Annotated in this window: 22 protein-coding genes and 4 pseudogenes; 12 read left to right on the forward strand and 14 right to left on the reverse strand. The window is 70.6% G+C overall.

Features of this window, described 5'->3' with window-relative positions; all coding sequences use genetic code 11:
• Positions 1-4: 4 nt before the first annotated feature.
• The 3 genes and pseudogenes from ACIPC1_RS19525 to ACIPC1_RS19535 form a co-directional block, all read right to left on the reverse strand.
• Positions 5-427, reverse strand: coding sequence for a PPOX class F420-dependent oxidoreductase (locus tag ACIPC1_RS19525; protein ID WP_402518547.1), 423 nt, complete (start codon positions 425-427; stop codon positions 5-7).
• Between the two features lie 142 nt (positions 428-569).
• Positions 570-1,088, reverse strand: a complete 519-nt coding sequence (locus ACIPC1_RS19530; RefSeq protein ID WP_402518549.1) for a hypothetical protein — start codon at positions 1,086-1,088, stop codon at positions 570-572.
• A 12-nt stretch (positions 1,089-1,100) separates the two neighbouring features.
• A pseudogene (locus tag ACIPC1_RS19535) lies at positions 1,101-2,003 on the reverse strand (sensor histidine kinase); the annotation flags it as partial.
• Here ACIPC1_RS19535 and ACIPC1_RS19540 point away from each other — a divergent pair.
• Positions 1,995-2,181, forward strand: a pseudogene (locus ACIPC1_RS19540) (DUF3152 domain-containing protein); the annotation flags it as partial. The pseudogenes ACIPC1_RS19535 and ACIPC1_RS19540 sit on opposite strands and share 9 nt — an antisense overlap.
• 216 nt (positions 2,182-2,397) lie before the next feature.
• Here ACIPC1_RS19540 and ACIPC1_RS19545 read toward each other — a convergent pair.
• Positions 2,398-3,306 (reverse strand): NAD(P)-dependent oxidoreductase, encoded by a 909-nt coding sequence (locus ACIPC1_RS19545; RefSeq protein ID WP_402518550.1) that lies wholly within the window; start codon positions 3,304-3,306, stop codon positions 2,398-2,400.
• 83 nt (positions 3,307-3,389) lie between these two features.
• Between ACIPC1_RS19545 and ACIPC1_RS19550 the strand changes: the two genes are divergently transcribed.
• Positions 3,390-3,761: a winged helix-turn-helix transcriptional regulator gene (locus ACIPC1_RS19550; protein WP_402518552.1), complete on the forward strand. Its 372-nt coding sequence runs from the start codon at positions 3,390-3,392 to the stop codon at positions 3,759-3,761.
• Between the two features lie 423 nt (positions 3,762-4,184).
• Positions 4,185-4,761, forward strand: a pseudogene (locus ACIPC1_RS19555) (carboxylesterase family protein); the annotation flags it as partial.
• A gap of 55 nt (positions 4,762-4,816) precedes the next feature.
• On the opposite strand, the gene ACIPC1_RS19560 reads toward ACIPC1_RS19555, so the two are convergent.
• Positions 4,817-5,932: a Gfo/Idh/MocA family protein gene (locus ACIPC1_RS19560; RefSeq protein ID WP_402518554.1), complete on the reverse strand. Its 1,116-nt coding sequence runs from the start codon at positions 5,930-5,932 to the stop codon at positions 4,817-4,819.
• Between the two features lie 112 nt (positions 5,933-6,044).
• On the opposite strand from ACIPC1_RS19560, the gene ACIPC1_RS19565 reads away from it, so the two are divergent.
• Positions 6,045-6,398, forward strand: a complete 354-nt coding sequence (locus ACIPC1_RS19565) for an ArsR/SmtB family transcription factor (RefSeq protein WP_402518555.1) — start codon at positions 6,045-6,047, stop codon at positions 6,396-6,398.
• 47 nt (positions 6,399-6,445) lie between these two features.
• Here ACIPC1_RS19565 and ACIPC1_RS19570 read toward each other — a convergent pair.
• Positions 6,446-7,021, reverse strand: a pseudogene (locus tag ACIPC1_RS19570) (transposase); the annotation flags it as partial.
• Between the two features lie 592 nt (positions 7,022-7,613).
• Between ACIPC1_RS19570 and dhaK the strand changes: the two are divergent.
• The 3 genes from dhaK to ACIPC1_RS19585 are packed head-to-tail and all read left to right on the forward strand — an operon-like array spanning position 7,614 to position 9,679.
• Positions 7,614-8,606 (forward strand): dihydroxyacetone kinase subunit DhaK, encoded by a 993-nt coding sequence (gene dhaK / locus ACIPC1_RS19575; protein ID WP_384376911.1) that lies wholly within the window; start codon positions 7,614-7,616, stop codon positions 8,604-8,606.
• Positions 8,607-8,652: 46 nt separating this feature from the next.
• A complete protein-coding gene (dhaL, locus tag ACIPC1_RS19580; RefSeq protein ID WP_402518557.1) occupies positions 8,653-9,252 on the forward strand; it encodes a dihydroxyacetone kinase subunit DhaL in 600 nt (199 codons plus the stop codon).
• Positions 9,245-9,679, forward strand: a complete 435-nt coding sequence (locus ACIPC1_RS19585; protein WP_402518559.1) for a PTS-dependent dihydroxyacetone kinase phosphotransferase subunit DhaM — start codon at positions 9,245-9,247, stop codon at positions 9,677-9,679. Before dhaL ends, ACIPC1_RS19585 begins: the two co-directional genes overlap by 8 nt.
• Positions 9,680-9,706: 27 nt before the next feature.
• Here ACIPC1_RS19585 and ACIPC1_RS19590 read toward each other — a convergent pair whose 3' ends face one another.
• The gene (locus ACIPC1_RS19590) at positions 9,707-10,408 is read right to left on the reverse strand and encodes a glycoside hydrolase family 75 protein (RefSeq protein ID WP_402518561.1); all 702 of its coding nucleotides are present in this window, start codon (positions 10,406-10,408) and stop codon (positions 9,707-9,709) included.
• A gap of 433 nt (positions 10,409-10,841) precedes the next feature.
• On the opposite strand from ACIPC1_RS19590, the gene ACIPC1_RS19595 reads away from it, so the two are divergent.
• Together ACIPC1_RS19595 and ACIPC1_RS19600 are read left to right on the forward strand one after the other, a co-directional pair.
• Positions 10,842-11,819 carry a fibronectin type III domain-containing protein gene (locus tag ACIPC1_RS19595; RefSeq protein ID WP_402518563.1) on the forward strand — a complete coding sequence of 326 codons (978 nt, stop codon included), beginning with the start codon at positions 10,842-10,844 and terminating at the stop codon, positions 11,817-11,819.
• 215 nt (positions 11,820-12,034) lie between these two features.
• Positions 12,035-12,568, forward strand: a complete 534-nt coding sequence (locus ACIPC1_RS19600) for a hypothetical protein (protein ID WP_402518565.1) — start codon at positions 12,035-12,037, stop codon at positions 12,566-12,568.
• Between the two features lie 57 nt (positions 12,569-12,625).
• Here the strand turns inward: ACIPC1_RS19600 and ACIPC1_RS19605 are convergent, their stop codons facing one another.
• The 3 genes from ACIPC1_RS19605 to ACIPC1_RS19615 all read right to left on the reverse strand — a co-directional run bounded on the left by ACIPC1_RS19605 (position 12,626) and on the right by ACIPC1_RS19615 (position 16,128).
• The gene (locus ACIPC1_RS19605; RefSeq protein WP_402518567.1) at positions 12,626-13,171 is read right to left on the reverse strand and encodes a PadR family transcriptional regulator; all 546 of its coding nucleotides are present in this window, start codon (positions 13,169-13,171) and stop codon (positions 12,626-12,628) included.
• Positions 13,172-13,202: 31 nt separating this feature from the next.
• Entirely contained in the window at positions 13,203-15,218 is a 2,016-nt protein-coding gene (locus tag ACIPC1_RS19610) for an FAD-dependent oxidoreductase (protein ID WP_402518569.1), read from the reverse strand.
• A 136-nt stretch (positions 15,219-15,354) separates the two neighbouring features.
• The gene (locus ACIPC1_RS19615) at positions 15,355-16,128 is read right to left on the reverse strand and encodes a putative protein N(5)-glutamine methyltransferase (protein WP_402518570.1); all 774 of its coding nucleotides are present in this window, start codon (positions 16,126-16,128) and stop codon (positions 15,355-15,357) included.
• Between the two features lie 274 nt (positions 16,129-16,402).
• Between ACIPC1_RS19615 and ACIPC1_RS19620 the strand changes: the two genes are divergently transcribed.
• Positions 16,403-16,894, forward strand: coding sequence for a MarR family winged helix-turn-helix transcriptional regulator (locus ACIPC1_RS19620; RefSeq protein ID WP_402518572.1), 492 nt, complete (start codon positions 16,403-16,405; stop codon positions 16,892-16,894).
• A gap of 33 nt (positions 16,895-16,927) precedes the next feature.
• Here the strand turns inward: ACIPC1_RS19620 and ACIPC1_RS19625 are convergent, their stop codons facing one another.
• The 3 genes from ACIPC1_RS19625 to ACIPC1_RS19635 all read right to left on the reverse strand — a co-directional run bounded on the left by ACIPC1_RS19625 (position 16,928) and on the right by ACIPC1_RS19635 (position 20,197).
• Positions 16,928-17,620, reverse strand: coding sequence for a GNAT family N-acetyltransferase (locus ACIPC1_RS19625; RefSeq protein WP_402518573.1), 693 nt, complete (start codon positions 17,618-17,620; stop codon positions 16,928-16,930).
• On the reverse strand, positions 17,617-18,537 hold the full coding sequence (locus tag ACIPC1_RS19630; RefSeq protein WP_402518574.1) for an NADP-dependent oxidoreductase: 921 nt from the start codon (positions 18,535-18,537) through the stop codon (positions 17,617-17,619). The genes ACIPC1_RS19625 and ACIPC1_RS19630 overlap by 4 nt, the downstream gene beginning before the upstream one ends.
• A gap of 766 nt (positions 18,538-19,303) precedes the next feature.
• Positions 19,304-20,197, reverse strand: a complete 894-nt coding sequence (locus ACIPC1_RS19635; protein ID WP_402518575.1) for a universal stress protein — start codon at positions 20,195-20,197, stop codon at positions 19,304-19,306.
• A 291-nt stretch (positions 20,198-20,488) separates the two neighbouring features.
• Between ACIPC1_RS19635 and ACIPC1_RS19640 the strand changes: the two genes are divergently transcribed.
• On the forward strand, positions 20,489-21,454 hold the full coding sequence (locus tag ACIPC1_RS19640; protein WP_402518576.1) for an acetylxylan esterase: 966 nt from the start codon (positions 20,489-20,491) through the stop codon (positions 21,452-21,454).
• Positions 21,455-21,470: 16 nt separating this feature from the next.
• Here the strand turns inward: ACIPC1_RS19640 and ACIPC1_RS19645 are convergent, their stop codons facing one another.
• On the reverse strand, positions 21,471-22,511 hold the full coding sequence (locus ACIPC1_RS19645) for a phosphatidylinositol-specific phospholipase C domain-containing protein (protein ID WP_402518577.1): 1,041 nt from the start codon (positions 22,509-22,511) through the stop codon (positions 21,471-21,473).
• Between the two features lie 195 nt (positions 22,512-22,706).
• On the opposite strand from ACIPC1_RS19645, the gene ACIPC1_RS19650 reads away from it, so the two are divergent.
• Complete coding sequence (locus ACIPC1_RS19650) at positions 22,707-23,873, forward strand: serine hydrolase domain-containing protein (protein ID WP_402518578.1); 1,167 nt, start codon at positions 22,707-22,709, stop codon at positions 23,871-23,873.
• The last annotated feature ends 145 nt before the right edge of the window (positions 23,874-24,018 follow it).

Raw genomic sequence — 24,018 nt, forward strand, 5'->3', positions numbered from 1 at the left:
GTGGCTAGCCGGACGTCTGGTCGCTGTCCCGCAGGCCACCCCAGCCGTGCCAGCGGTCGACCTCGATCCACGCGCTGACGCGACCTCGGTCGCGCTGCGAGTACGGCTTGCCGAGGTACTGCATGGACAGCCGGTCGATGTCGGCCAGCCCCTCGTCGTCGCGCATTTCGACGACGCGTCCGATGAGCGTCACGTGGGTGTACCAGTCGGCCTCGTCGAGCACCGTCAGCGTGACCCGGGGGTCGTTGCGCAGGTGGTCGAGCCTCTTGCGGGCCTCGTCCATGTTGACCAGCACCCGCCCGTCGTCCCAGAGGTACCAGGTGGCCGTGGACACCGGCTGCCCGTCGGACCGCAGGGTGGTGATGACCGCATGGTTGGGCTTGCCCAACATGGCGACTGCGGCCTCGGGAAGCGGCGGCTTGGACATGGGTTCTCCTCTACGTCGTCTTGCGCGCGGCCCCGCAGCGGTGGAACTCCGGGGTTGATCCATCCAGCACGCATCCACGCTGCCACATTCCCGGAGCGGGATTCCGCACCGCCCCACTGGACATCGGCCAGGAGTTACGTCGTCAGTCGGCGCCCGTGGCGGATGGGCACGTCTCGCTGGAACCTTCGGCGGACCAGGCGTCGGGGACCGTGATGGTCACGCTTGTCGAAGCCGTGTCGGTGCCGGACGCCGGATCGAGGTCCGCCTCGGCGGCTGTGCAGGCCAGTTGGGTGACGGCTGTCGCGGTCATCGGCCCGATGTCCCGGGGCAGCTCGATGGATACCTGCCCGCCATTCGTCCGGACCCTGGGATCGCCCGTCAGCGACGGAAGTTCGGTGGTCATGCCCTGGCTGCGCTCCCGGACGTCCGGTCCCCGGAACAGCAGCTCAATGGCCGTCTCGATGCCGATCGGGCCGACGGTCCGGCGACGGACGGCGAACAGGTCTCCCGCGCTGAGAAAGTGGAGGATCTGGACCGGCCGGATGCCGGTGGCGGGTTCTCCGGCCTCCACCACACCGGTCTCGGGGATGCCGCAGGAGGAGAGCAGGAGGGCGGTCGTGACCAGCAACGCGGTCCGCAGAACCCGGCGTGGAGGTCTCATGACTGTTCCCCTTCACCGGACCGTTCCGGAGGCTGCCGCAGAGGCAGCGGCAAAAGGACCCTGCGGAGGTCGTTGCAGGGGGATCTCGACGGTGAACACGGCGCCGCCCTCCACCCGGTTCGTCGCCCGGACCGTGCCACCGTGCAGACGGACGTTCTCGGCCGTGATCGAGAGTCCGAGGCCGCTGCCCTCCGTTCTGGTCCGGGCGCTGTCCGACTTGTAGAAGCGGTCGAAGACGTGCGGCAGGACGTCGGACGGAATACCCGGCCCGCTGTCCAGCACCTCGATGACCGCCCACCCCGCTGCGTCTGCGGGCGCCATCTCCCTTGCGTACAGACGCAGTTGTACGGGCCGTGCGCCGTGCCGGAGCGCGTTGCCGACCAGGTTCGCGACGACCACGTCGAGGCGGCGCGGGTCGACCCGGCCGCGCAGTTCGCCGGGAGGCGGCAGCCGGGTGTCCACCATGTCCAGCCAGGCGCGGGCGGCGAGCGTACGCCGAAGGGACTCGGCGAGATCGAGCTCGTCGAGCTGGAGGCCGGCCGCGCCCGCGTCGAAGCGGGAGATCTCCATCAGGTCGTCCACCAGGCGGGCCAGCTTCAGGGTCTCCCCGCTGATGAGGCGTACGGCCGTGGCGGTGTCCGGGGGCAGGCCCGCCGCGTCCTCGTCGAGGATGTCGGTGACCGCCGACGTCGCGGCCAGCGGAGTGCGCAGCTCGTGCGACACGTCGGCGACGAAGCGGCGGGCGCGGGCTTCCGTCCGGCGCAGCTCGGCCACGGACTCCTCCAGCGCGGCGGCGGTCTCGTTGAAAGCGTGCGACAGGTCGGCGAGTTCGTCGGAGCCGTTGACGGCGAGCCGGGTGTCCAGATGCCCCTCGGCCATCCTCCGGGCGGCGCGGCGCAGCTCCCGTACCGGGCGCTGATCATCAACCACGAGGTCGGCCACTTCCTCGCCCACGGCCACGTGACCTGCCCCGGCGCGGGCAGGCCTGCCCCGGCGATTGAGGCAGCAGATCAACGGCATGCACGGCTGCACCCCCAACGTCTGGCCGTACGACACCAAGGGCCGTCTCATCACCGGACCTGCCGCACCTTGACCTGGCCCACCGCGCCCTGACCTGACCTGCCGCACCTTGTCCGGCCTCGGGCCGTGGCGAGAGTCCCCGTCAGACCCGCTGCCCCTCCTGCTGTCGCCGCCCGCTGCCCCCTCCGAGCGGGTCAGGTGCCAGGTCACGGTCCGCCGAGGGCGCGAGTAGGCGGTGTGCTCTGGGCGGAGTCGCGGCCGGGAGGGTGTTCATCAGTCCTGCGTTCGGTCAGCGTGGCTCTCGGATGCTGTCGATGATGCGGGTCCAGTTGTCGCTGCCGTGCCCGTCCTCGATCGCACGCCGATAGTGGGCCTGCACGGCCAGCGGGAGCGCGAGGTCGAGGCCGAGTGACGTGCTGGTTTCGACGATGTGATCGGACGTCGCGCCCATCATGTTGACCGTGCTGAGGTCGCCGGGATGCTCGCCGGCATCAAGCGCGGCACCAGGCCTCTCTTCACCGGCCCTCAGGATGTCGCCGATCGAGTCGGCGGAGGAGAGCAACTCCGGCAGCACTTCTTCGGCCTTCATCCCTGCGGTACCCAGCATCGCGGTGGCGTGCATCAGTCCCGACAGGGTGGTGAGGAACACCGCGAGTTGGGCTTGGTACATCATCTGGGCGAGACCCGGATCCTCGCCAAGATGCTTCGGTGTGCCGAACAGTGCCAACGCCGCCCGGTGGTTCTCCATCACCTCGTGGGGGCCGCTGTAGTAGACATGGGCCGCCTCCGAACCGACCATCGGCGCCGGGACCATGACGCCACCGCTGAGGAAGTCGGCGTCGTGGCCCGCCGCCCAGGATGCTGCCTTGCGTGTGCGGTCGGGGGTGTCAGAGCTCAGGTTGACCAGTGTCCGGCCGGCGAGCGATGCGGTGGCGCTGTCGAGGATGTCGTACATCGCCTGGTAGTCGGTGAGGCTGAGGATCACGAGGTCACTCGCTTCGACCGCCTCGGCAGGTGTCGCCGCGAGCGTTGCTCCGTCGGCGACGACACCGTCGGCCCGGCCGACGGTGCGGTTCCAGACGGTGACCGAGTGGCCGGCGGCGAGGAGGGTGCGGGTCATCGCCTGTCCCATCGGGCCAAGCCCGATCACGGTGACAGCGCTGTCTTGCCTGGTGGTGTGGTGCTGTTGTTCGTTCACCTCTCCATACTTGGAGAGCGCCACTATTCTTGGAAGTACCCACTATTTTCTGCGGTACTTACCTTTTAGTAAGGGGATCAGCGATGGCCAAGGCGCCGAGATGCGGGCCTTACATCTGCGGCATCGACGCTGCGCTCGACGTGGTGAGCGGCAAGTGGAAGGGACTGATCCTCTGGGAACTCGACGCCCATGGCGTACGCCGCTTCGCTGAACTCCGTCGCGGTCTGCCGGGAGTGAGCGAGAAGATGCTGACGCAGCACCTGCGCGAGCTGGAGAAAGACGGACTGGTACACCGGAAGGTCTATGCCGAGGTGCCGCCCCGGGTGGAGTACACCCTGACCGAGCACGGGCGCACGCTCAATCAGGCGCTCGGGCCGCTCGGTGCCTGGGGCGTTGAGCGGATACGCCGTGAAGGCTCCGAAGTGGTCGACGTAGCCGAGCCATCACACAGCTAGGCATCCCCGGCGACCAACCCGTGCGTACGCACCCCTCCTGGGGGCTGAAATGCTGCGAGGCACCGCTCCACACAAGGGCGTCAGCAACGTGTTGCGCCGCAACAACCTGCTTTGCTTGACGCCGGATTCTCTGGCCGAACGACTGTTGATCCGGGCCATGAGCTCCCGGTTCGCGGCGCGTGTGGCGGAGAGGTCCTCGCCCCGTTCGACGAGTTCAGCGCGGAGATCGAGGATCTGCTGTTCGAGCTCGGTGGTACGGCGTGTGAGGGTCTCGACCTCGGCCGGGGCACCGAGGCCGGAGGCTCCCCGAGCCGCCTGTCCCAGGGTCTCGGACGGGCACCGTTCCCGCCCGCGGAGCGCCTCCCGGTCACCGACCGCCTGCCTACCCGGACCGTCCCACCCGCGATCACTCGGGAGTCATCGATGACGACAGCCACGTCACGCGTGGCTGAAGGCGGTTTCGCCCAGCCCGTGGTGCGTACTGCCGCCGGCGCGGTACACCGGCGCCGAGAGGACGGGGCGGCCTGGCCGGCTTCCGCGTCATGCCGTTCGCCGAACCACCGGTGGGGGACGCACGGTTCCGGGCGCCGCGCCCCCAACGCGCCCGGGGCGGAACACGCGACGCGTTCACCTTCGGCCCGCCGTCCCCGCAGGAAGCGGGCTTCCAGGGCCGCACCCTCGTGCTGGACACACCCATGGGCGACGACTGACTGACGGTCGACGTCTGGACCCCCGACCCGGACCCGGCCGCCCACCGCCCGGTGATGGTGTGGATCTACGGCGGCGCCCCTACAAACTGGGCCGTTCCGCCAGCCCCGGCTACGACGCCCGGCGCATCGCCGGCGACGGCGACGGCGACGGCGACGGCGACGGCGACGTGGTCGTGGTCGTGGTCACGCTCAACCACGAGGTCGGCATCGACGGGTTGACCCACGTCGACGGGGCGCCCGCCAAGCGTGGCCTGCTCGATCAGGTCGCGGGCCTCGAATGGGTGCGGGAGAGGTCGGACAGGACGACGACCGGGACGGCAGGGCCGATCTCGTCCTGATAGGGCATCAGTTGCGTTTGGCAGCGTCCTCAATACGGTCGAAGAGCTGCTGGCGGCGGTGGGCGTGGGTGAAGTCGGCGACTCGGTGGGTGCCTTGGGCCAGGTCTTCGCGGATGCCGGCGTAGGCGTGGCCGACGGTGTAGGCCCTGCTGGTCCGGGCGTCGGCGAGGGCGGGCAGCTCGTAGGCGGTGGGCAGGGGCAGCTCGGCCAGTTCGCTGTTCTCGCCGCGGACCCCGCGGAGGGTGACCTGTCCCATCTGGAGATGACCGGTGGGCCCGGTGATCTGAATGTCGCCCTGGGTGCCGTTGATCTCCCACAGGAAGTTCGTGCCCCGGCTCAGTCCACCACGGTAGTGGGCGGAGACAACGGTGCCGGACTCCAGGACACCGTGGACGACGATCTGGTCGGCCGTGCGCATCGCCACTTCCTCGCCGGTCTGCGCGACGCGGACGGTGGTGCGGCGGGTGACGGCAGTCGCGTCGATGTCGGCGAACTCCCCTAGCACCATGGTCAGCGCGTCGATGGTGTGACCGAAGGGGATGGTCAGCATCGTCGCGCCGTTCGCGGGGTCGAGCAGGTAGAGGGCGCTCTGGTCGACGGTGTCGCCGAACGCGCCTCCGGAACCGACCAGGGTCGTGGACAGCACGTCACCCACGTAGCCGTCCGCGATGAGATCGCGCAAGTACCGGACGTGCGGCGCAGTGCGGGCCTGGAGACCGACGAAGGTACGGATGCCCTTGGCCTGAGCGGTCTCCGCCAGCTCCTTCGTCTCGGCCGCGTTCTTGCCCAGCGGCCATTCACTGAGCACCATCTTCCCTGCGTTCAGTGCGGCCATCACGTTCGCGTAATGGTCGGGAGCCTTGACGCTGACCACGACGAGGTCGACGTCCGGGCTTTCGGCCAGTTCCTTGGCGCTGCCGAAGGCGAGCGGCACCCCGTACTGCTCGCCCGCCCTGCGGGCGGATTCGGGGTTGGACGTGCTCAGTGCGCGCACGTCGAACCCGTCAAGGGCACGCAGCGCGGGCAGGTGGGAGGCGGCTGCCCAGCCGCCTGAGGCGCTGAGGCCGATGATCCCCACACCGATGGAAGATCCGGACGCAACCGGGGACGAGGCCAAGGACATGAATGTCTCCTACAAGTGGAGGGACGAGGGCATAGATCACTCCAGCCGCCCCACCGTAACCGATGTACACACTCTCGCGAACATAGCGGCGGTGACCCGGTACCCTTGCCCCATGGCCAGCCGCACAGCTTCCCCGCTCACCCACCCCGACAGGGAAGACTTCGACCTCTTCAAGATCATGAGCGCGTTGGCCGAACCCACCCGACTGGCCATTGTCGTGACGCTCGCCTCCCGGCCCGGCCTGGCGTGCAAGGGTTTCCATTCGGCCGTCACAAAATCGGCCCTTACCCGCCACCTCCGCATCCTGCGCGAGGCCGGCCTCATCCAACAGCACGACGTCGGCACGCTTCGCGTCAACACCCTGCGCAAGGACGACCTCGACCGACGCTTTCCTCACCTGATGGACCTGGTCATCAACGAAGGCGCCGACCATCCGGTCCTGGCAGCGGACACCGAGAGCGCCTGACGCCCACCGAGCCGTGGCACCAAGTTCGTTTTCGACTGCCGGCCACGTGCGGTGACCTCTTCCGCCTCACCACCGTGGGCGACGAACGCGACGAACGCGACGAACGGATGGTGCCCGAAGGTCTTCTTCCAGGTCGGTGTGGCGTCCTGCTTCTCGAAGTGCGCGAGGACGAGCGCCCCGTCGATGTCCACGATCACCGAGCCGTCGGCGGCCGGACTACTCACACCGGCCAACTCCCAGACCCGCGTCCGCACTTCGGCCCGTGCCGCCCGGATCGCGGCCAGGGTCTTGGGCCCGAACGAGGCAAGGACACCGACCAGGCGGGAGACAGTCGGATCGGAGGCCACCGGGCCGCCGAACGCCTGCGGCTGGGTCCGCAGTATCGCCACGTCTGCCGGGCAGTCGCCTCCCAGCGCGACCGCGAGCGCGACATCCAGGAGAACCTTGCCCGGGTCATGGACCGCCCACGGTTTGCGCCACGGTGCCAGTGCCGCCGATATCGCCGTATCCAGCCCGGACTTGCGGATGGTCTCCACCAGCAGCACACCGCCGGCCTGCGAGACCACCGAGCAGCCGCCGCCTTCAACGCGGACACGAGGACAGGACCCGCTACCCCTATTCACCCGGGAAAGCGCCTCTGCCACTCCCCTCTACAGGACCTCAGCAAGCCCTGCCTTCGCAGGTCAGGGGCGCTTCCTGCTTTCCCTGTCACCTACCGGACAGCCCGCTCCGTGAAAGCGCGAGCCCAACGCGGCCAGCCCCTCAAAGATCGGAAGGGGCCCCCGGCACACGTCGGAGGCCCGGTGTCAGCGCCCCCGGCGGATTCCAGCTCATCGACGGCCGGGGAGTGGCGGCCCGCACCTACGTCCCTCCGCCGGTCCGTACCGGAAGTACCGGCGGCCCTGGCCGCGGCTCGTACGTATGCGGGCCGGGCGGCGTCGACCGTCACGATCTGATCCATCTCCCGCGGACCCAAGGGTGTCCCTACAGGTGACCACCACACTCTGAACGCCGATACTGCAAAGAGTGGACCGCTCGGCCGGCCCACGTGCATGACATCAGCACCTGACACCCCGCCGCGGAAGTCGGCATCAGTCCCGCCGGACCCCACTTCCAACCGCTACGGACCGCCAAGATCGAAAACCGGCAGCACCCACACTGACCAGGATAGATACCGCTCAACGGCTCAGCCGCTTATCTCACCAGGAGGCACCCATGAAGATGCTCATCAACGTGGCGGAGACCGTGGTCGCGGATGCCCTGCGGGGTATGGCGGCCGCGCATCCGGAGCTGACGGTGGACGTGGAGAACCGGGTGATCGTACGGCGGGACGCTCCGGTGGCCGGCAGGGTGGGCCTCGTCTCCGGCGGCGGGTCGGGGCATGAGCCGCTGCACGGCGGTTTCGTGGGCCCCGGAATGCTGTCGGCGGCCTGTCCCGGCGAGGTTTTCACGTCGCCGGTGCCGGACCAGATGCTGCGGGCCGCGGCCGCCGTGGACAGCGGCGCGGGCGTGCTGTTCATCGTGAAGAACTACACGGGTGACGTGCTCAACTTCGACATGGCCGCCGAGCTTGCCGAGGACGAGGGCATCCGGATCGCCAAGGTCCTGGTCAACGACGACGTCGCCGTCACCGACAGCCTCTACACGGCCGGGCGGCGCGGCACGGGCGCGACGCTGTACGTGGAGAAGATCGCGGGCGCCGCCGCCGAGGAGGGCGCACCGCTGGAGCGGGTCGAGGCGCTGGCCCGCCAGGTCAACGAGAACTCGCGGAGTTTCGGTGTCGCCCTCAGCGCCTGCACCACCCCGGCCAAGGGCAGCCCCACCTTCGACCTGCCGCCCGGGGAGCTGGAGCTGGGCGTCGGCATCCACGGCGAGCCGGGCCGGGAGCGACGCGCGATGATGACCTCACGGGAGATCGCCGACTTCTCGGTGCACGCCATCCTGGAGGACCTCGATCCGCGCAATCCGGTGCTGGTCCTGGTCAACGGCATGGGCGCGACGCCGCTACTGGAGCTGTACGGCTTCAACGCGGAGGTGCAGCGGGTGCTGACCGAGCGCGGGGTGGTCGTGGCGCACACCCTCGTCGGCAACTACGTCACTTCGCTCGACATGGCCGGCGCCTCGGTGACCTTGTGCCAGATCGACGAGGAGCTGCTGCGGCTGTGGAACGCGCCGGTGAAGACAGCAGGCCTGCGCTGGGGCGTCTGACGCCAACGCCGGCTTGGTCAACGTTCGTACCACGCAAGGAGATTCCGTGCTCGACGCCGATTTCTTCCGCCGTTGGATGACGGCCACCGCCGCGTCCGTGGACCGCGAGGCGGAGCGGCTCACCGCCCTGGACTCGCCGATCGGCGACGCCGACCACGGCAGCAATCTGAGGCGTGGGTTCACCGCCGTGGTGGCCACGCTGGAGAAGGAGGCCCCGCAGACTCCGGGCGCCGTCCTCACGCTCGCCGGACGGCAGCTGATCTCGACGGTCGGGGGCGCGTCCGGACCGTTGTACGGCACGCTGCTGCGCCGTACCGGCAAGGCGCTCGGGGACGCCGCCGAGGTCACCGAGGAGCAGTTCGCCGAGGCGCTGCGTACGGGCGTGGACGCGGTGATGACGCTGGGCGGAGCCGCACCCGGCGACAAGACCATGATCGACGCGCTGGTGCCCGCCGTCGACGCGCTCCCCGAGTCCTTCGCCGCGGCGAAGGCCGCCGCCGACGAGGGCGCCGCCGCGACGATCCCGCTACAGGCCCGCAAGGGCAGGGCGAGCTATCTGGGCGAGCGGAGTATCGGGCACCAGGATCCCGGTGCCACGTCCTCGGCGCTGCTGATCGCGGCGCTGGAGGAGGCGGACGATGAGTGACGCAACGGGCTCCCTCGATGCCGGCCCTCCGCTCGTCGGCATCGTCCTGGTGTCTCACAGTGCGGCCGTCGCCGCCTCGGTCGCCGAGCTGGCGGCGGGTCTGGCGGGCGGCGGCAGGAGGGCTCCCGTCGCTCCGGCGGGCGGCACGATGGACGGCGGTCTCGGTACGAGCGCCGAGCTGATCGCCGCCGCGGCCGCCTCCGTGGACCGCGGCGCCGGCGTCGCCGTCCTCACCGACCTCGGCAGCGCGGTCCTCACCGTGAAGGCCCTGCTCGCCGAGGGCGACGAACTCCCCGAGGACACCAGGCTGGTGGACGCGCCCTTCGTCGAGGGCGCGGTGGCCGCGGTCGTCACGGCCTCGGCCGGCGCCGACCTCGCCGCGGTGGAGGCGGCCGCGGCAGAGGCGTACGCGTACCGGAAGAAGTGACGTCGGCTCCGCCGGGGGCCCGCCTGCTCAGTTCTCGTCGAGGAACTTGCGCGCCAGGCCCTCCCCCAGCGTCACCGCCGCCCGGTGGCTCTCGATGGGTGCGACCCGGGAGTCCTTGAACACCAGGTAGGTGACTCCGGCGTTCGTCCCGCCGCCGGTCGGGTCGGGGCGGATGCCGAGGGCCTTGGCGGTGGCGTACGAGGCCTCGCCGATGATGTGCCGCGGTCCGATGTCGCCGACGACCGCGTACTGGACGCGGTCCCGGTAGATCACGGCGGCCACCGAACCGGCTCGGACGTCGTGGTCCCGGTGGTTCCAGATGCTGCTGACGCCGGGGACGACGATGTACGGGAGGGTCTCGGCGTCCAGCTGGCGTCCGTCGGACTGCTGGTAGGCGGTGGCGTCGGAGAAGAGCGGGTCGGTACGGCTGTTGCAGCGTCGGCCGGGGCGGCCGTCGCAGTCGATGTCCATGTCGGCCTTCCAGAACACCGCGCCCTGTTTTCCGCAGACGGGGATGTTCGCGCGGGCGCCGTCGTCGCTGCGGTAGCGCCCGTTCGAGACCTGGGCGCAGCCGCTTAGCTTCGCGAGCAGGGCGGCGGCCTGGACATCCCCCTCACGCACCACTGCGGGAGCGCTCGCGCGGGCGGCGGCGGGAAGCGCCGCGGAGGCGGGGGCAGGAGCGAGCAGGGCGGCGCCTGCCACGGCCAGCGTCAGCGACTGGACACGCACGATGAGAGACCCTCTCCTGGGGGACATTGACGGTCACTCGCCCAAATCTGGTGCGGATCTGACGGCCCGTCCACTGGGAGGGGTCCGGACGGTGCACGGCCCACCGCAACAGGCGGCGTGCGACCTCCGCGGCAGGCGGTGTGCGGCCTCCGCGGCAGGCGGTGTGCGGCCTCCGCGGCAGGCGGTGTGCGGCCGAGGGCCCGAGCCGCAGGGGCTCCGGCCACTCGACCGCCTTCGCCGGCGCGGGAACAGCGACGACAGCGGTCCGCGCCGTGGACACGAACTCCCCTGGAAGAGGGCCGAGTTCGCATCGCGTCAAGAATCAGCATACGTACCCCACGGCGGTGCGACGAACGGCCACCGCCCTCTTGATGTGATCGCGTCGGCGGTGTCTTATAGGTACAGACCAATCCCGTCGAGGGAAGGCAGGACCGTGCGACGCGTCCCCCACGCGCTGATCTGCGGCTCGCTGCTCGTCCTGACGTCCTGTGGGCTGGGCGGACAGAGCGACATCCAGGGCGGAAAGCTGCCCTCGGCACCGATGGGCGTCACCGCCGCGGCGGGCAGCGCCACCAGCGTGCACGTCATGTGGAACCGGGCTTCCGGAGATCCCGAGGTCTCCCGGTACGTGGTCTATCACGGCATGACGAAGCTCAAGGAAGTACCCGGTGCGGAGTACATGGTGGACATCACCAGGCTCAAGCCGTCCACGACGTACGTCCTCACGGTCCGCGCGCTGAACACCGAAGGCAATCCCGGTCCGCCCAGCAAGCAGGTCCGCGCCACCACTCCGGCAGCCGTCGCGGCCGACGACAAGGCCCCGTCCCGCCCGGGCAGTCCGAGCGGAAAGGCGGTCGGAAGCGGAGCGGCACAGCTGTCCTGGGAGAAGTCGACGGACGACCGTGGCGTGGCCTCGTACGACATCTATCAGGGCGGCTCGAAGATCCACAGCGTGGGCGGCGGGCAGACCGCGACCGTGGTGACCGGGCTGCGGCCCGGCACCAGCTACTCCTTCACCGTGAAGGCGCGTGACGCGGCGGACAACGTCTCGCCCGCGAGCGGCGCCTTGCGGCTCACCACCGCTCCCGGTTCGGACGACGGGAAGGGCACCGCGCCGACCGACTTCCGCGCCACCACACACCTCGCGGACGGGGCGTACTACCTCGATCTGTCGTGGGTTCCGCCGGACGCGGGCGGGGTGATCACGGAGTATCAGATCGACCTCGACGGGCAGGACGCGACCTCGCTCGTCTGGGGTGGCACCGCGCCGAGCAAGAAGGCGACGTACAGCTTCTATGTGGGACGTGACGCCGGCGAGACCCAACGGGTGCGGATCCGGGCGAAGCTGCCGGACGGTACATGGGGCGGCTACTCGGTGGAGCGGACGGTGACGACGGGCAGCGAGGGATAGCCGCGGCCCCGAGTTCCTCGGACCTTCCCCTGCCGCGTACCTTCTCGCGGTGCTCGGCCGTCGGCCGGACGATGGAATCCGTCACCTGCCCGGTCCCCGTCCGCATGCGGGCCGGGTCAAAGACACGTTGGCTCTCCCTGAAGGCAGCACGGGCCTTTCCAATCCTCGGCGGCGCATCGGATGTACCGCCAACCGTGCCGCTGGAGGGCAGTCCTATGCGTACTACTCAGATACTTCTCCGCTCCGGCCTGACCGTGGCCGCCGCCGCTGCGCTTCCGCTCACCCTGGCCGCTTCGTCGGCCGTCGCCGTGGGTTCGGGTATCTCGGTGAGCACCAGCGGTTCCACGGTTTCGGTCACGACCAGTGCCTGTCCCAGCAAGGGCAGCAGCTTCGGCAACGCCTCGCTGCTCTCCAGTGGACAGGGAAGTTTCGCCCAGGGGAAACAGGTGGCCCTGACCGGGACGAGCACCAGTCAGGCGGCGTCCTGGTCGGCTGTGAGTGCCGGCACCTACACGGTCATCGTGGTCTGCCAGGACGGGACGACGGCGGGCACCCAGTCCATCGTCGCGTCGGCCGCCTCGACACCCAGGGTCTCCGCGACGCCGTCGCTCGGGGTCATGGGCGGTCTCGGCGGAGCCGCCAAGGACTACGGCGCCGTCACCCTGGTGGGCGGCGCGGCGCTGGTGGCCACGGGCACGATCGCGGGGGCCTGGTTCCTGCGCCGCCGGGCCAAGCCGCACCGGCTCTGATCCGGGGTTCGTCACCACGGCGGCCGTCCACCCGACTCCGGTCGGCGGGGCGGCCGCCTACTCGTGCGCGGGCAACTGCTCGAACTCCTCCAGTGCGTGGGTCAGCCACTGGGTCCAGAAGGTCTCCAGGTCGATTCCGGCGCGCAGGACGAGGTGCCTCAGGCGGTCCTGCGGGGTGTCCTTGCCGGGCGGGAAGTCGCGCGTCTCGATCTCCTCGTACTCGGCCAACTGCCGCTCGTGGAGGCCGAGATGGCGGCGCAGATCGGCCTCGATGCCCGCGGTGCCGACGACGGCCGAGGCGCGCAGCCGCAGCAGCATCGCGTCGCGCAGGGGCTTCGGCTCCTGGGACGCGGCCGTCCAGCGGGCGAGTTCGTCGCGGCCCGCGGACAGTACCTCGTAGCTCTTCTTCTGTCCCCGGGCCGGCTGCTCGGACGGCAGCGCCCGGATGTGACCCTCGGCCTCCAGTTTTCCCAGCTCGCGATAGATCTGCTGATGCGTCGCCGACCAGAAGTAGCCGATCGACTTGTCGAACCGCCGGGTCAGTTCGAGGCCCGACGACGGCCTCTCTAGCAGGGCCGTGAGGATCGCGTGCGGGAGTGACATGGGGTCAATCCTAGGGACGGGTCGCCGGCCCCTACAGGGCCGCCGCCAGCTCCGTGCCCTGCTTGATGGCACGCTTGGCGTCCAGTTCGGCGGCCACGTCGGCGCCGCCGATGAGGTGCACGTTCCCGCCCGCGGCGAGCAGTTCCTCGTACAGGTCGCGGCGCGGGTCCTGTCCGGTGCAGAGCACGATCGTGTCGACGTCCAGGACCTGGCTGTGCCCCTCGACGGTCACGTGCAGTCCGGCGTCGTCGATCCGGTCGTACTGGACTCCCGGGACCATGGTGACGCCACGGTGCTTGAGTTCGGCGCGGTGGATCCAGCCGGTGGTCTTGCCGAGTCCGGCGCCGACCTTGGAGGCCTTGCGCTGGAGGAGGTGGACGGTGCGCGGCGGGGCGGGCCGCTCGGGGGCGCCGAGGCCGCCGGGGAGCCGGTAGTCCATGTCGACGCCCCAGTTCCGGAAGTACGCCGCCGGGTCCTCGCTCGCCTTGTCGCCGCTGTCGGTCAGGTACTCGGCGACGTCGAAGCCGATGCCGCCGGCGCCGAGGATCGCGACACGGTCGCCGACGGGGGCGCCGTCGCGGAGCACGTCCAAGTAGCCGACGACGCTGGGGTGGTCGACGCCGGGGATCTCGGGGGTGCGTGGGCCGACGCCGGTCGCGACCACGACCTCGTCGTATCCGGAGACGTCCTCGGCGGTGACCCGGGTGTTCAACCGCACGTCCACGCCGTGCAGTTCGAGCTGGGTACGGAAGTAGCGGATCGTCTCGTCGAACTCCTGCTTGCCGGGGACCTTGCGGGCCACGTTGAGCTGTCCGCCGATCTCCGGCGCGGCGTCGAACAGTGTGACGTCGTGGCCGCGCTCGGCGGCGGAGACCGCGCAGGCGAGTCCGGCGGGACCCGCGCCGACCACGGCAACCCGCTTGCGCAGCTTGGTCGGTGAAAGGACGAGTTCCGTCTCGTGGCAGGCGCGCGGGTTGACCAGGCACGAGGTGATCTTGCCGCTGAAGGTGTGGTCCAGGCAGGCCTGGTTGCAGCCGATGCAGGTGTTGATGGCCTCGGGCCGGCCCGCCTGCGCCTTGGCGACGAAGTCGGGGTCGGCGAGCATCGGGCGGGCCAGCGACACCATGTCCGCGTGGCCGTCGGCGAGCAACTGCTCGGCGAGTTCCGGGGTGTTGATGCGGTTGGTGGTGACAAGGGGGATCGAGACCGCGCCCATGACCTTCTTGGTCACCCAGGCGTACGCCCCGCGCGGCACCGAGGTCGCGATCGTGGGGATACGGGCCTCGTGCCAGCCGATGCCGGTGTTGATGATCGTGGCTCCGGCGGCCTCGACGGCCCGGGCGAGCTCGATCACCTCCGCCAGGGAGGAGCCGCCCGGCACCAAGTCCAGCATCGACAGCCGGTAGATGATGATGAAGTCCTCGCCGACCGCCTCACGCACCCGCCGGACGATCTCCAGCGGGAAGCGCGTGCGGTTCTCGTACGAGCCGCCCCAGCGGTCCTCGCGTCTGTTGGTCCCGGCGGCGATGAACTCGTTGATCAGATAGCCCTCGGAGCCCATGATCTCGACGCCGTCGTAGCCGGCCTGCCGCGCCAGCCGGGCCGCGCGCACGTAGTCCTCGATGGTCTGCTCGACCTCGGCGTCGGTGAGCGCGCGGGGGACGAAGGGGCTGATCGGCGCCTGGAGTGCGCTCGGCGCCACCAGGTCCTGGTGGTAGGCGTACCGCCCGAAGTGCAGGATCTGCAGGGCGATCCTGCCGCCCTCGCGGTGCACCGCCGCGGTGATCTCCGCGTGCTGCCCGGCCTCCGCCTCGGTGGTCAGCTTGGCGCCGCCCTCGTACGGCCGTCCCGCCTCGTTGGGCGCGATGCCGCCGGTGACGATGAGGCCGACACCGCCGCGGGCCCGGGTGGCGTAGAACTCCGCCATCCGCTCGAAGCCCCGCTCGGCCTCCTCCAGGCCCACGTGCATGGAGCCCATGAGCACGCGGTTGGGCAGTGTGGTGAAGCCCAGGTCGAGCGGGGTCAGCAGGTGCGGGTAACGGCTCATCGGGCAGCCCTCCGTGCGCGGTGTCGTGTCTCTGTTGTAGACGACGGGGCGCACCTTGTGCAACTAGTTGCACAATGCCGTAGCTCACTACTCGCAGGCGCCGGATGCCGGATGCCGGACGAGCCGAAGGGCGTGACTACTCCCGGGTGCCGATCACGACGTTGGCGTACAGCTCGTCGGAGACGGCCAGTCGGCCGGTCAGGCCGCCGCGGGTGAAGGCCTCGACGGCCCGAGGCGCCTGGCGCTCGCTCGTCTCGATGAGGAGGCAGCCGCCGGGGGCCAGCCATCGGGGGGCCTCGGCGGCGACGCGGCGCAGGACGTCGAGTCCGTCCCAGCCGCCGTCGAGAGCGACGAGGGGTTCGTGCTCGCGGGCCTCCGCCGGCAGCAGGCCGACCTCGTCGGTGGGGACGTACGGCACGTTGGCGGCCAGGATGTCGATGCGGCCGCGCAGGGAGTCGGGCAGCGCCGCGAAGAGGTCGCCCTCGTGGACGTGTCCGCCGAAGGGCGCGACGTTGCGGCGGGCGCAGCGCACGGCGGCCGGGTCGATGTCGGCGGCGTGCAGTTCGGGCCCGCCGAGGGAGGCGGCCAGGGCGGCGCCCACCGCGCCGGAGCCACAGCACAGGTCCACGACGAGGGACGCGTCGCGTGCGAGGGCGACCGCCTGGTCGACGAGGAACTCGGTGCGGCGGCGGGGCACGAAGACGCCCGGTTCCACGGCGATGCGCAGACCGTGGAACCAGGCCCAGCCGAGGACGTGTTCAAGGGGAAGTCCGGCGACGCGCCGGTCCACCATGGTGGCGATGTCGTCCGGATTGCTGGCGGTGGAGAGGATCAACTCCGCCTCGTCCTCGGCGAAGACACAGCCGGCGGAGCGGAGTACGGCGACAACGGAATCGAAAACAGGGGGCATGAAAGCCGAGAGCCTTTCGGTGAGCCGAAGGGCGCTCTCGCGGCGGCCGCCTACGGGCGGTGAGCTGTGTTGCCTTGAGGTGAGAGCACCCGACCTGACCTGGCGGTAATGGGTCTCACCTCCTGGGCAACTCCTTGGCTGGGGCGATCCACAGCCGACGCGGCACACAGTAACAGGGTCGGTCGAACGGCGACCGGCTCCTCCGCTTTTCCTCGGCAGGGCACTCCCACCGGTCAGGTTGTACTGTGCAACGAGTAGTGCGAGGGAGGTCTCCATGAAGCCGGCCGACGAGCCCGACGAGAGTGTTGTCACCGCCGCCGACGCGGCCGTCGAGACCATCCAGCGCGAGATGACCGCCTTCGCCCGGCGAGCCAGGGCGACGGCCGGCCGTATGCACCCGGAACTGTCGTTGGTCTCGTACACCCTGCTCGGCCATCTGGAGGAGCGTGGCGGCTGTAGTGCCACCGACCTCGCGGCGCACTACGCGCTGGACAAGTCCACGGTGAGCCGGCAGGTGGCCGCGCTGGAGCGGTCCGGGCTCATCGGGCGGCGGCTCGACCCGGCGGACCACCGCGTACAGGTGCTGCATCTGACGGACAGGGGCACGGACATCCTCGCCCAGGTGACCGCGAGCCGCCGGGTCGCGTTCCGTGAGCGGCTCGCGGGCTGGCCCGAGGAGGATCTCGCGCGTTTCGCCTCGTATCTGCTGCGGTACAACGCGGCGGCGACGGACGAGCCGGTCAGCGACTCGTCCACGCACGCGTAGTCGGCCTCGGCGTGCTCCGGCACGAGCGCCTGATCAGGCCTCGGCGTGTTCCGGCACGCGTGCCGCCGAGAAGAGGGTGCTGCGCCGGAGCCGGAAGCCCAGGGACTCGTAGAGGCGGATGGCGGTGGTGTTGCTCGCGGCCGTGTGCAGGAACGGGGTCTCACCGCGTTCGCGGATGCCGTGCGCGACGGCCAGGATCAGCCGGGTGGCCAGGCCCTCGCCGCGGAAGTCCGGGTCGGTGCAGACCGCGCTGATCTCGGTCCAGCCCGGCGGGTGCAGCCGCTCGCCCGCCATGGCTATCAGCGCGCCGTTCCGGCGTATCCCGAGGTAGGTGCCGAGCTCGACGGTGCGTGGCAGGAAGGGGCCGGGCCGGGTCCGTTCGACCAGGTCCAGCATCTCGGGTACGTCGGCGGGGCCGAGCCGTACCGCTTCGGGGTCCGGCGCCGCGGCGATCCCGTCGTCCACCAGCTGAACGCCCTCCAGGCTGAAGGTCACCTCCCAGCCGTCCGGGGTCTGCCCGGTGTAGCCGGCCAGCGGTGCGTCGCCGCCGGGGCCGACCAGGGCGGCGAGGTCCGCCCAGTCCTCGGCTCCCGGGTCGTCGGGGAGGGCCAGCCACGGCGATACGTCCACGGGGTAGCGCAGGACGCGGCCGCGGCGTTCGGCGAAGTGGGCGTGCGGGCCGGTCAGCGCACCGAGCGCCGGATTGTCCAGGGGGTGCGCGCTCATGCGCCGACCTCGATGACGACCTTGCCGCGCGCGTGGCCTTCCTCGACCGTGCGCAGCGCCTCGCCTGCACGGTCGAGCGGGAAGGTCTGCGTGACGAAGGGCTTCAGCTTGCCTTCGACCACGAGCTTCGCCACCTCGTCGAGCACGGCGGCGTTGCGGGCCCGTTCGACGGGCGCGCCTCCGAGCCGTGCGGCGGTCTGCCGGTCGGCACCGGTGATCAGCTTCGAGCGGTCGGTCAGCAGCGTCGCCGCGGCTTCCTGGACCTCGCCCCCGACCAGGTCGAAGACGCCGTCCACGCCGTCCGGCGCCGCCCCGCGCAGGCGCTCCGCGAGGCCAGGCCCCGAGGGGACGTGCACGGCGCCGAGCGACTCGACGAAGTCCTTCTTGCCGTCGCTCGCCACGCCGACGACCCGCACCCCGAAGGCGCGCGCGATCTGCGTGGCCGCGACGCCGACACCGCCGCCCGCACCGGTGATCAGCAGGGTCGCGCCCGCGGGCAGACCCAGCTGGTGGATCCCGTCGTACGCGGTCGCCGCCGCGACGGGCAAAGTCGCGGCGTCCGAGTACGCCAACTCGGTGGGCTTGTGCGCGGTGACAGTCACCGGAAGCAGGGTGTACTCGGCGTATCCGCCGGTCACCGGGTTGCCGAAGACCTCGTCCCCCACGGCGAAGCCGGTCACGTCGGCGCCGACCTCCTCGACGACCCCCGCGACCTCGTTGCCGAACACCGCGGGCAGCTCGCGCGCCGCGCCGCCCGCGGGGCCGTAGCCCGTCCGCTGCTTCCAGTCGACGGGGTTGACGCCCGCCGCGCGTACCGCGACGAGTACCTGGCCGGGGCCCGGCGTCGGCCGGTCCAGCTCCACCAGGGCCTCGGCCTCCGGGCCGCCGTACCGCGTGAAGACGTACGCCTTGGGCATGTGCTCCCTCACTCTCCTTCGCTGTCACCGGTTGCCGGGACCACTGTCACCTGCTGTGGCAGCCGGGGCCACCGGCGTCGGCAATAGCAGCAAGGAAGATCACGGCACGGCTATTCCCGGACCCCGGCAGAGTTCATGTGTCCGCAATGATCGAGGGCGCTCGGGGCAACACCCGCATGACGGTCACCCGAGACTTAAAGGGACGTACGCACAATCCCCCCCCCGTAGCGTTTAAGGCATGGGAGGTTGCCCCCCCGGCGCCGGACTGCCGCCCGGCCAGTACGACGCGGGCGACGACTGGCCCGTCCTGTCCGCGGCGGCGTACGAGGACGAGGGACCCGACGAACTGACGCTGGACCGTGTGAGGGTGGCGAGGTCTCCGGCTGGTGCCACGCCGTGGCCGAACCCGGCGACTCGGTGTAGGTGCGGAGCCTGCTGAGCGGCTTCTTCGCCTGGCCCGGCGGACCGGCCCGCGCTGTACATCGGCGTCGCGGCTCGGTGACGTACCGCTGATGTCGATGCCGCGTCGTACCGCTGATGTCGATGCCGCGAGACCGTCGGGCGCTCGGTCTGGACGTGCCGCTGCGACTGCCTCGTCTCGGCGCGCGGCCCCGAGGAGCTCATCCACGCGCGGGAGTACGGCGAGGGGACGACGACCGTCTTCACGCGCAGCGCGCCGGACTGTGTGCCGGTAGCCGGTAGGACGTATGGCGGCGGCACATGTGGCACCGCTCCTGGCCGAGCAGCCGCCTGGTGGCTGGGAAGCCTATGTGTGCGGCACCACCGCGACCGGACACATCGCGTGCTGGATGAGCGCGTGCACGGCTCGGCCCAGACCCTTGCCCGATCGGCGGCCGGTGACCAGCAGGCCGGCCCGGGCGGAGGCCATCAGCAGATGGTGCCCGGGATGGCCGTAGATCACCTGCTCGGAGACGGTCGTCTCGGGGAACTTGTGACGCCACGGCTGCAAAGTGCTGGTCAGCACGTGCCAGGTGCCGTCCGCCCGCTTCGCCGTGCCACCGGACAGTGGCACGACGGCCGCGGGGCCGCGCGGCGGAGGCACCGTCCAGGTGTGCACGACGTGCAGGGGCGCGGAGCGGACGGCGGCCCTGTCGAAGGCGTACCCGATGAGGTCGTCGGCCGGGTGGGTCAGATCGAGGCCGAGGACCACCGGCAGATAGGGAGCCGCGCTCGGCGGTGTGCCGTCGACTGTCGGCATCCGTTCGTCCTCGGGCAGTTCGCCCGCGCGCACGACGACGACCGGGCCTTCGGCGCGGGCCGTGACGTCGAGGGCGACCGAGCCGACCAGGAAACCCGCGAACCCGGTCAGACCGCGTGAACCGAGCACCAGGGTCTCGGCCTCCAGCGCCGCCGCGAGCAGTGCCGGTACGGCGGGTGCGTCGGTGCTCCGCGCGATGATGTCCAACGCGGGGTGGGCGTACGCCAGTCGGATCGCGGCCCGGTCGAGCGCCTTATGGGTGTACCCGGCCGGAACGTCGACGTCCGGGATCCGTGCGGACACGGCCGGTCCTGGTGCCGCGTGCAGCAGACGCAGCGGGAGGCGGCGGCGCTGGGCCTCGCGGGCGGCCCAGTCCGCCGCGTCGAGACTCGCCCGCGAACCGTCGATGCCTACCGTGATGGTGCGGGTGCCGGAGTTCATGACGGGTGCCTTTCGGGTGTCGGGGCGGATGCCTTTCGGGTGTGGGGCCTTTCGGGTGTCGGGGGGGTTGCCTTTCAGGTGTCGCGGCAAGTGGCCCTCAGGTATCGGGGCGGGGGCAGCCGGCGGCCGGCCCCTTGCCGGTGCTGGGTGGGTTCCACGGCGGGCGCCGATCAGTCGTGCGGGGACGGATTCTCTCGTGAAGCGCGGCGGGGGAAAACCGGGTCTGGCGGCCCCGCCGATGACCGACGTACGGTGTGATCATCCGCGCCCCGATGCCAAAGGTGGACCTTCATGGCCCTGTTCGACCTTCCTCTCGACGAACTCCGCGAGTACCGGAGTGCGTCCGTCGAGCCCGAAGGTTTCGACACCTTTTGGGCCAAAACACTCCAGGAGACCCGCGAACACGACCTCGCCGCCCGCTTCGAGCCGGTCGAGACGCACCTGAAGACGGTCAAGGTGTACGACGTCACGTTCGCCGGGTTCGGCGGCCACCCGGTCAAGGGCTGGCTGACGCTGCCGGCCTGGGCGAACTCACCCCTGCCCGCGGTCGTCGAGTTCGTCGGATACGGCGGCGGACGTGGCCTTCCGCACACGCATCTGCTGTGGGCGTCGGCGGGATTCGCGCACTTCGTGATGGACACGCGCGGTCAGGGCAGCGCCTGGGGCGGCGGCGGGACGCCGGATCCGGTGGGCAGCGCGTCCGCGTACCCCGGATCCATGACCCAGGGTGTCGACGCCCCCGAGAACTACTACTACCGCCGGGTGTTCACGGACGCGGTGCGCGCCGTGGAGGCGGCCCGCTCGCACGACCTGGTCGACGCGGCGCGTACGGCGGCCATCGGCGTCAGCCAGGGCGGCGGCATCACGATCGCGGTGGGCGGGCTGGTCCCCGACCTGGCGGCGATCGCGCCGGACGTGCCGTTCCTGTGCGACTTCCCCCGCGCCATCAGGCTGACGGACCGGAACCCCTACCGGGAGATCGGCAACTACCTCAAGACGTACCGCGGCCGCACCGACGAAGTGCTGCACACGCTCTCCTACTTCGACAGCGTGCACTTCGCCGCGCGCGGCCGGGCACCGGCCCTCTTCTCGGTCGCCCTGGAGGACCAGACCTGCCCGCCCTCCACGGTTTTCGCTGCGTTCAACGCGTGGGCGGCACAGGACAAGGCGATCGAGGTGTACGACTTCAACGACCACGAGGGCGGCGACACCTACCAGGAGGCGGCCAAACTGCGCTGGCTGCCGTCCTACCTCTGAGGTCGTCCCGGCCCGCTCACCCTCGCGGTACGACCGTGGACAGGACGGCGGGCAGCGGGTACCAGTCCGCGGAGACGACGGTGGCGTGCTGCCCGGCCAGCAGGGCGAGCCGGTCGAGGGCCTGCTGCTGGGTGGGGTTGGTGCCGTCGATGGCCGGGGCCACGTTCTGGGCGTCGGTCATGACCACGAGGTAGTGGCGGTCGTCGTACCAGGCGGTGTCGATCGTGCCGTTCGCGTACGTGGCCGCGTCGCCGTCGAAGACGACGAGCCAGGGACGGATCGTGGCGTCGGTGTAGCGGGTGCGGGGGTCGCCGGTGGCCGCGCCGTGCACGGCGGCGAAGGCGGCCGCCTCGCGCAGGCGTCCGGCGGCGGCGAGGTCGCGCAGGTAGGTGGCGTACTCGCGGTCCGTCCACAGCGTGTCGAAGGGGTTGCCCTCCTCGACGGTGCCGGGGATCAGCTCGACGATGAACTTGCCCGCCAGGGCGGAGCGCGCGGGCCAGCCGTCGGCGCGGACGGCCGTGTCGAGGTCGGAGTGGGAGCCGACGACGTCGGCGGGGCGGAGCAGGGCGTTGCCGAGCTTCGAGGTGAGCAGGGCGTCCAACTGGGCGGGCCCACGGCCACTGGTGCCCAGGAAGCCGTCCTTCATCTCTATCTTCAGCTGGATGGGCCGGTGTCCGGGGTGCGCGTCGTGCCAGGCCTTGATGTCGGCGAGGCAGCCTGCGAGGTCGCTGTTGGTGGCCTTGGTGCGCAGTTCGGAAGCGTTGGCCGCGTTCACGCAGTTGTTGTCGTTGCCGAACGGGTTGTCGTGCGAGACCCGCCAGGAGACGCCGAACACATTGGTCCACACGTCGAGTTCGAGCATTCCGGCGCCGGAGTCGAGGGCGTCGGCGAAGTAGGGGTACTTCGCCTTGTCGTAGGCGTTGTGGACGCCCACGGAGGTGCTGGACGAGTATGACAGGTCCGCGGCCGTCGCCTGGGGGCCGGTGGCAAGGGCCAGCACACTCGCCGTCGCCACCGCGATTCCGATACGTGCCAACACCTTCACATGTCTCCGCATTGTTCCTGTGCCTCCTGCGACTGATCGGTCAACTGGGCAGCACAGTACGGGTGTTGGGTGGCCTGCGGGAGATCACGCGATGACGAATGCGGTCCGGTCGCCGCCAACCCGTCCGACCAGTCGGTACGCCCCCTGCGGTACGGTCGACCCGCCCCGGATCCAACTCCGGGCCTCCCCACGGGCGACGGAGGTCCCATGTCCCAGTACGCGCCGCACGTTCAAGGCCACTGCGACCCGCGCTTCTCGGCGGTGCGCGGCGCGTTCGAGGAGAACTTCCGCGACCGCGACGAGCTGGGCGCGGCCGTGACGGTCACGCTCGACGGCGAGACCGTGGTGGACCTGTGGGGCGGCTGGGCGGACGGGGCGCGCACCCGGGCCTGGGAGCGGGAGACCCTGGTCAACGTGTGGTCGACGTCGAAGGGTCCGACCGCCCTGTGCGCGCACATCCTGGCCGACCGCGGGCTGCTCGACCTCGACGCCCCGGTGGCCGCGTACTGGCCGGAGTTCGCGGCAGCGGGCAAGGAGTCGGTGCTCGTACGACACCTGCTGTCGCACCGCGCCGGGCTGGCCGGGCTGCGCGAGCCGCACTCTCTCGCCCAGCTCCTGGACTGGGAGCTGACCGTCGAACGCCTTGCGGCGCAGGAACCCTGGTGGGAGCCGGGGTCGCGGTCCGGCTATCACCCGATCACGTTCGGCCACCTGGTGGGTGAGGTGGTGCGGCGGGTTTCGGGGTTGCTGCCGGGCGCGTTCCTGGAGCGGGAGGTGACCGGGCCGCTCGGGATCGACTTCAGCATCGGGCTGCCGGAGAAGGAGTCGGGGCGGGCAGCCGAGGTGGTGCGTCAGCGGGCCGCTACGACCAGCGAACAGGCGGCGGTCCTCGCGAAGTTGACGCCCGTGGCACTGGCGGCCCTCAGCAATCCGCTCATCGCCGCCACCGAGGCCAACACTTCGCGGTGGCGGGCCGCCGAGATCCCGGCCGCGAACGGCCACGGCACGGCGCGAGCGATCGCCGCGCTGTACGGGATCCTCGCCGGGCGGGGGTCGTACGGCTCACGGCGGGTGCTCTCACCTGAGGCCGCCGAGCGGGTGCGCGAGGGGCAGGGCAGTTGCCGTGACCTGGTGGTGGGCGCCGGGTTCGAGTACGAGACGGAGATCGGGCTCGGATTGTGGCTGAGCGGACCCAACGGTTCGTTCGGGCCCAACCCGAGGGCTTTCGGACATGACGGCTTCGGTGGCTCCTGCGGGCTCGCCGATCCGGAGGCAGGCATCTCTCTGGGGTACGTCATGAACCGCATGGGCCCGCACATCGCCGACGACCCAAGGAAGATGGCACTTGTGGATGCCCTGTACAGCGCGCTGTGAACGCGTCTGGCCACGCGGAGGCGGCGGACTGAAATCGGCCGAACTACCCCACCACCCTTCCCTGGTGGTTTAGACCAATGCATAGACTGGTCGCGCAATGAGCCCGCACGGCTACGTTTCGTCACCACGTCTGGGTTGTCACTAC

Origin of the sequence: Streptomyces sp. NPDC087263 (assembly GCF_044744645.1) — a bacterium.
Lineage (GTDB): Bacteria > Actinomycetota > Actinomycetes > Streptomycetales > Streptomycetaceae > Streptomyces.

Excerpts from the sequence above, each read along its gene's own strand:
- ACIPC1_RS19525 (WP_402518547.1), bottom strand. The coding sequence starts at position 427 with ATGTCCAAGCCGCCGCTTCCCGAGGCCGCAGTCGCCATGTTGGGCAAG.
- ACIPC1_RS19530 (WP_402518549.1), bottom strand. The coding sequence starts at position 1,088 with ATGAGACCTCCACGCCGGGTTCTGCGGACCGCGTTGCTGGTCACGACC.
- ACIPC1_RS19550 (WP_402518552.1), top strand. The coding sequence starts at position 3,390 with ATGGCCAAGGCGCCGAGATGCGGGCCTTACATCTGCGGCATCGACGCT.
- ACIPC1_RS19560 (WP_402518554.1), bottom strand. The coding sequence starts at position 5,932 with ATGTCCTTGGCCTCGTCCCCGGTTGCGTCCGGATCTTCCATCGGTGTG.
- ACIPC1_RS19565 (WP_402518555.1), top strand. The coding sequence starts at position 6,045 with ATGGCCAGCCGCACAGCTTCCCCGCTCACCCACCCCGACAGGGAAGAC.
- dhaK (WP_384376911.1), top strand. The coding sequence starts at position 7,614 with ATGAAGATGCTCATCAACGTGGCGGAGACCGTGGTCGCGGATGCCCTG.
- ACIPC1_RS19585 (WP_402518559.1), top strand. The coding sequence starts at position 9,245 with ATGAGTGACGCAACGGGCTCCCTCGATGCCGGCCCTCCGCTCGTCGGC.
- ACIPC1_RS19600 (WP_402518565.1), top strand. The coding sequence starts at position 12,035 with ATGCGTACTACTCAGATACTTCTCCGCTCCGGCCTGACCGTGGCCGCC.
- ACIPC1_RS19605 (WP_402518567.1), bottom strand. The coding sequence starts at position 13,171 with ATGTCACTCCCGCACGCGATCCTCACGGCCCTGCTAGAGAGGCCGTCG.
- ACIPC1_RS19610 (WP_402518569.1), bottom strand. The coding sequence starts at position 15,218 with ATGAGCCGTTACCCGCACCTGCTGACCCCGCTCGACCTGGGCTTCACC.
- ACIPC1_RS19615 (WP_402518570.1), bottom strand. The coding sequence starts at position 16,128 with ATGCCCCCTGTTTTCGATTCCGTTGTCGCCGTACTCCGCTCCGCCGGC.
- ACIPC1_RS19620 (WP_402518572.1), top strand. The coding sequence starts at position 16,403 with ATGAAGCCGGCCGACGAGCCCGACGAGAGTGTTGTCACCGCCGCCGAC.
- ACIPC1_RS19625 (WP_402518573.1), bottom strand. The coding sequence starts at position 17,620 with ATGAGCGCGCACCCCCTGGACAATCCGGCGCTCGGTGCGCTGACCGGC.
- ACIPC1_RS19630 (WP_402518574.1), bottom strand. The coding sequence starts at position 18,537 with ATGCCCAAGGCGTACGTCTTCACGCGGTACGGCGGCCCGGAGGCCGAG.
- ACIPC1_RS19635 (WP_402518575.1), bottom strand. The coding sequence starts at position 20,197 with ATGAACTCCGGCACCCGCACCATCACGGTAGGCATCGACGGTTCGCGG.
- ACIPC1_RS19640 (WP_402518576.1), top strand. The coding sequence starts at position 20,489 with ATGGCCCTGTTCGACCTTCCTCTCGACGAACTCCGCGAGTACCGGAGT.
- ACIPC1_RS19645 (WP_402518577.1), bottom strand. The coding sequence starts at position 22,511 with ATGCGGAGACATGTGAAGGTGTTGGCACGTATCGGAATCGCGGTGGCG.
- ACIPC1_RS19650 (WP_402518578.1), top strand. The coding sequence starts at position 22,707 with ATGTCCCAGTACGCGCCGCACGTTCAAGGCCACTGCGACCCGCGCTTC.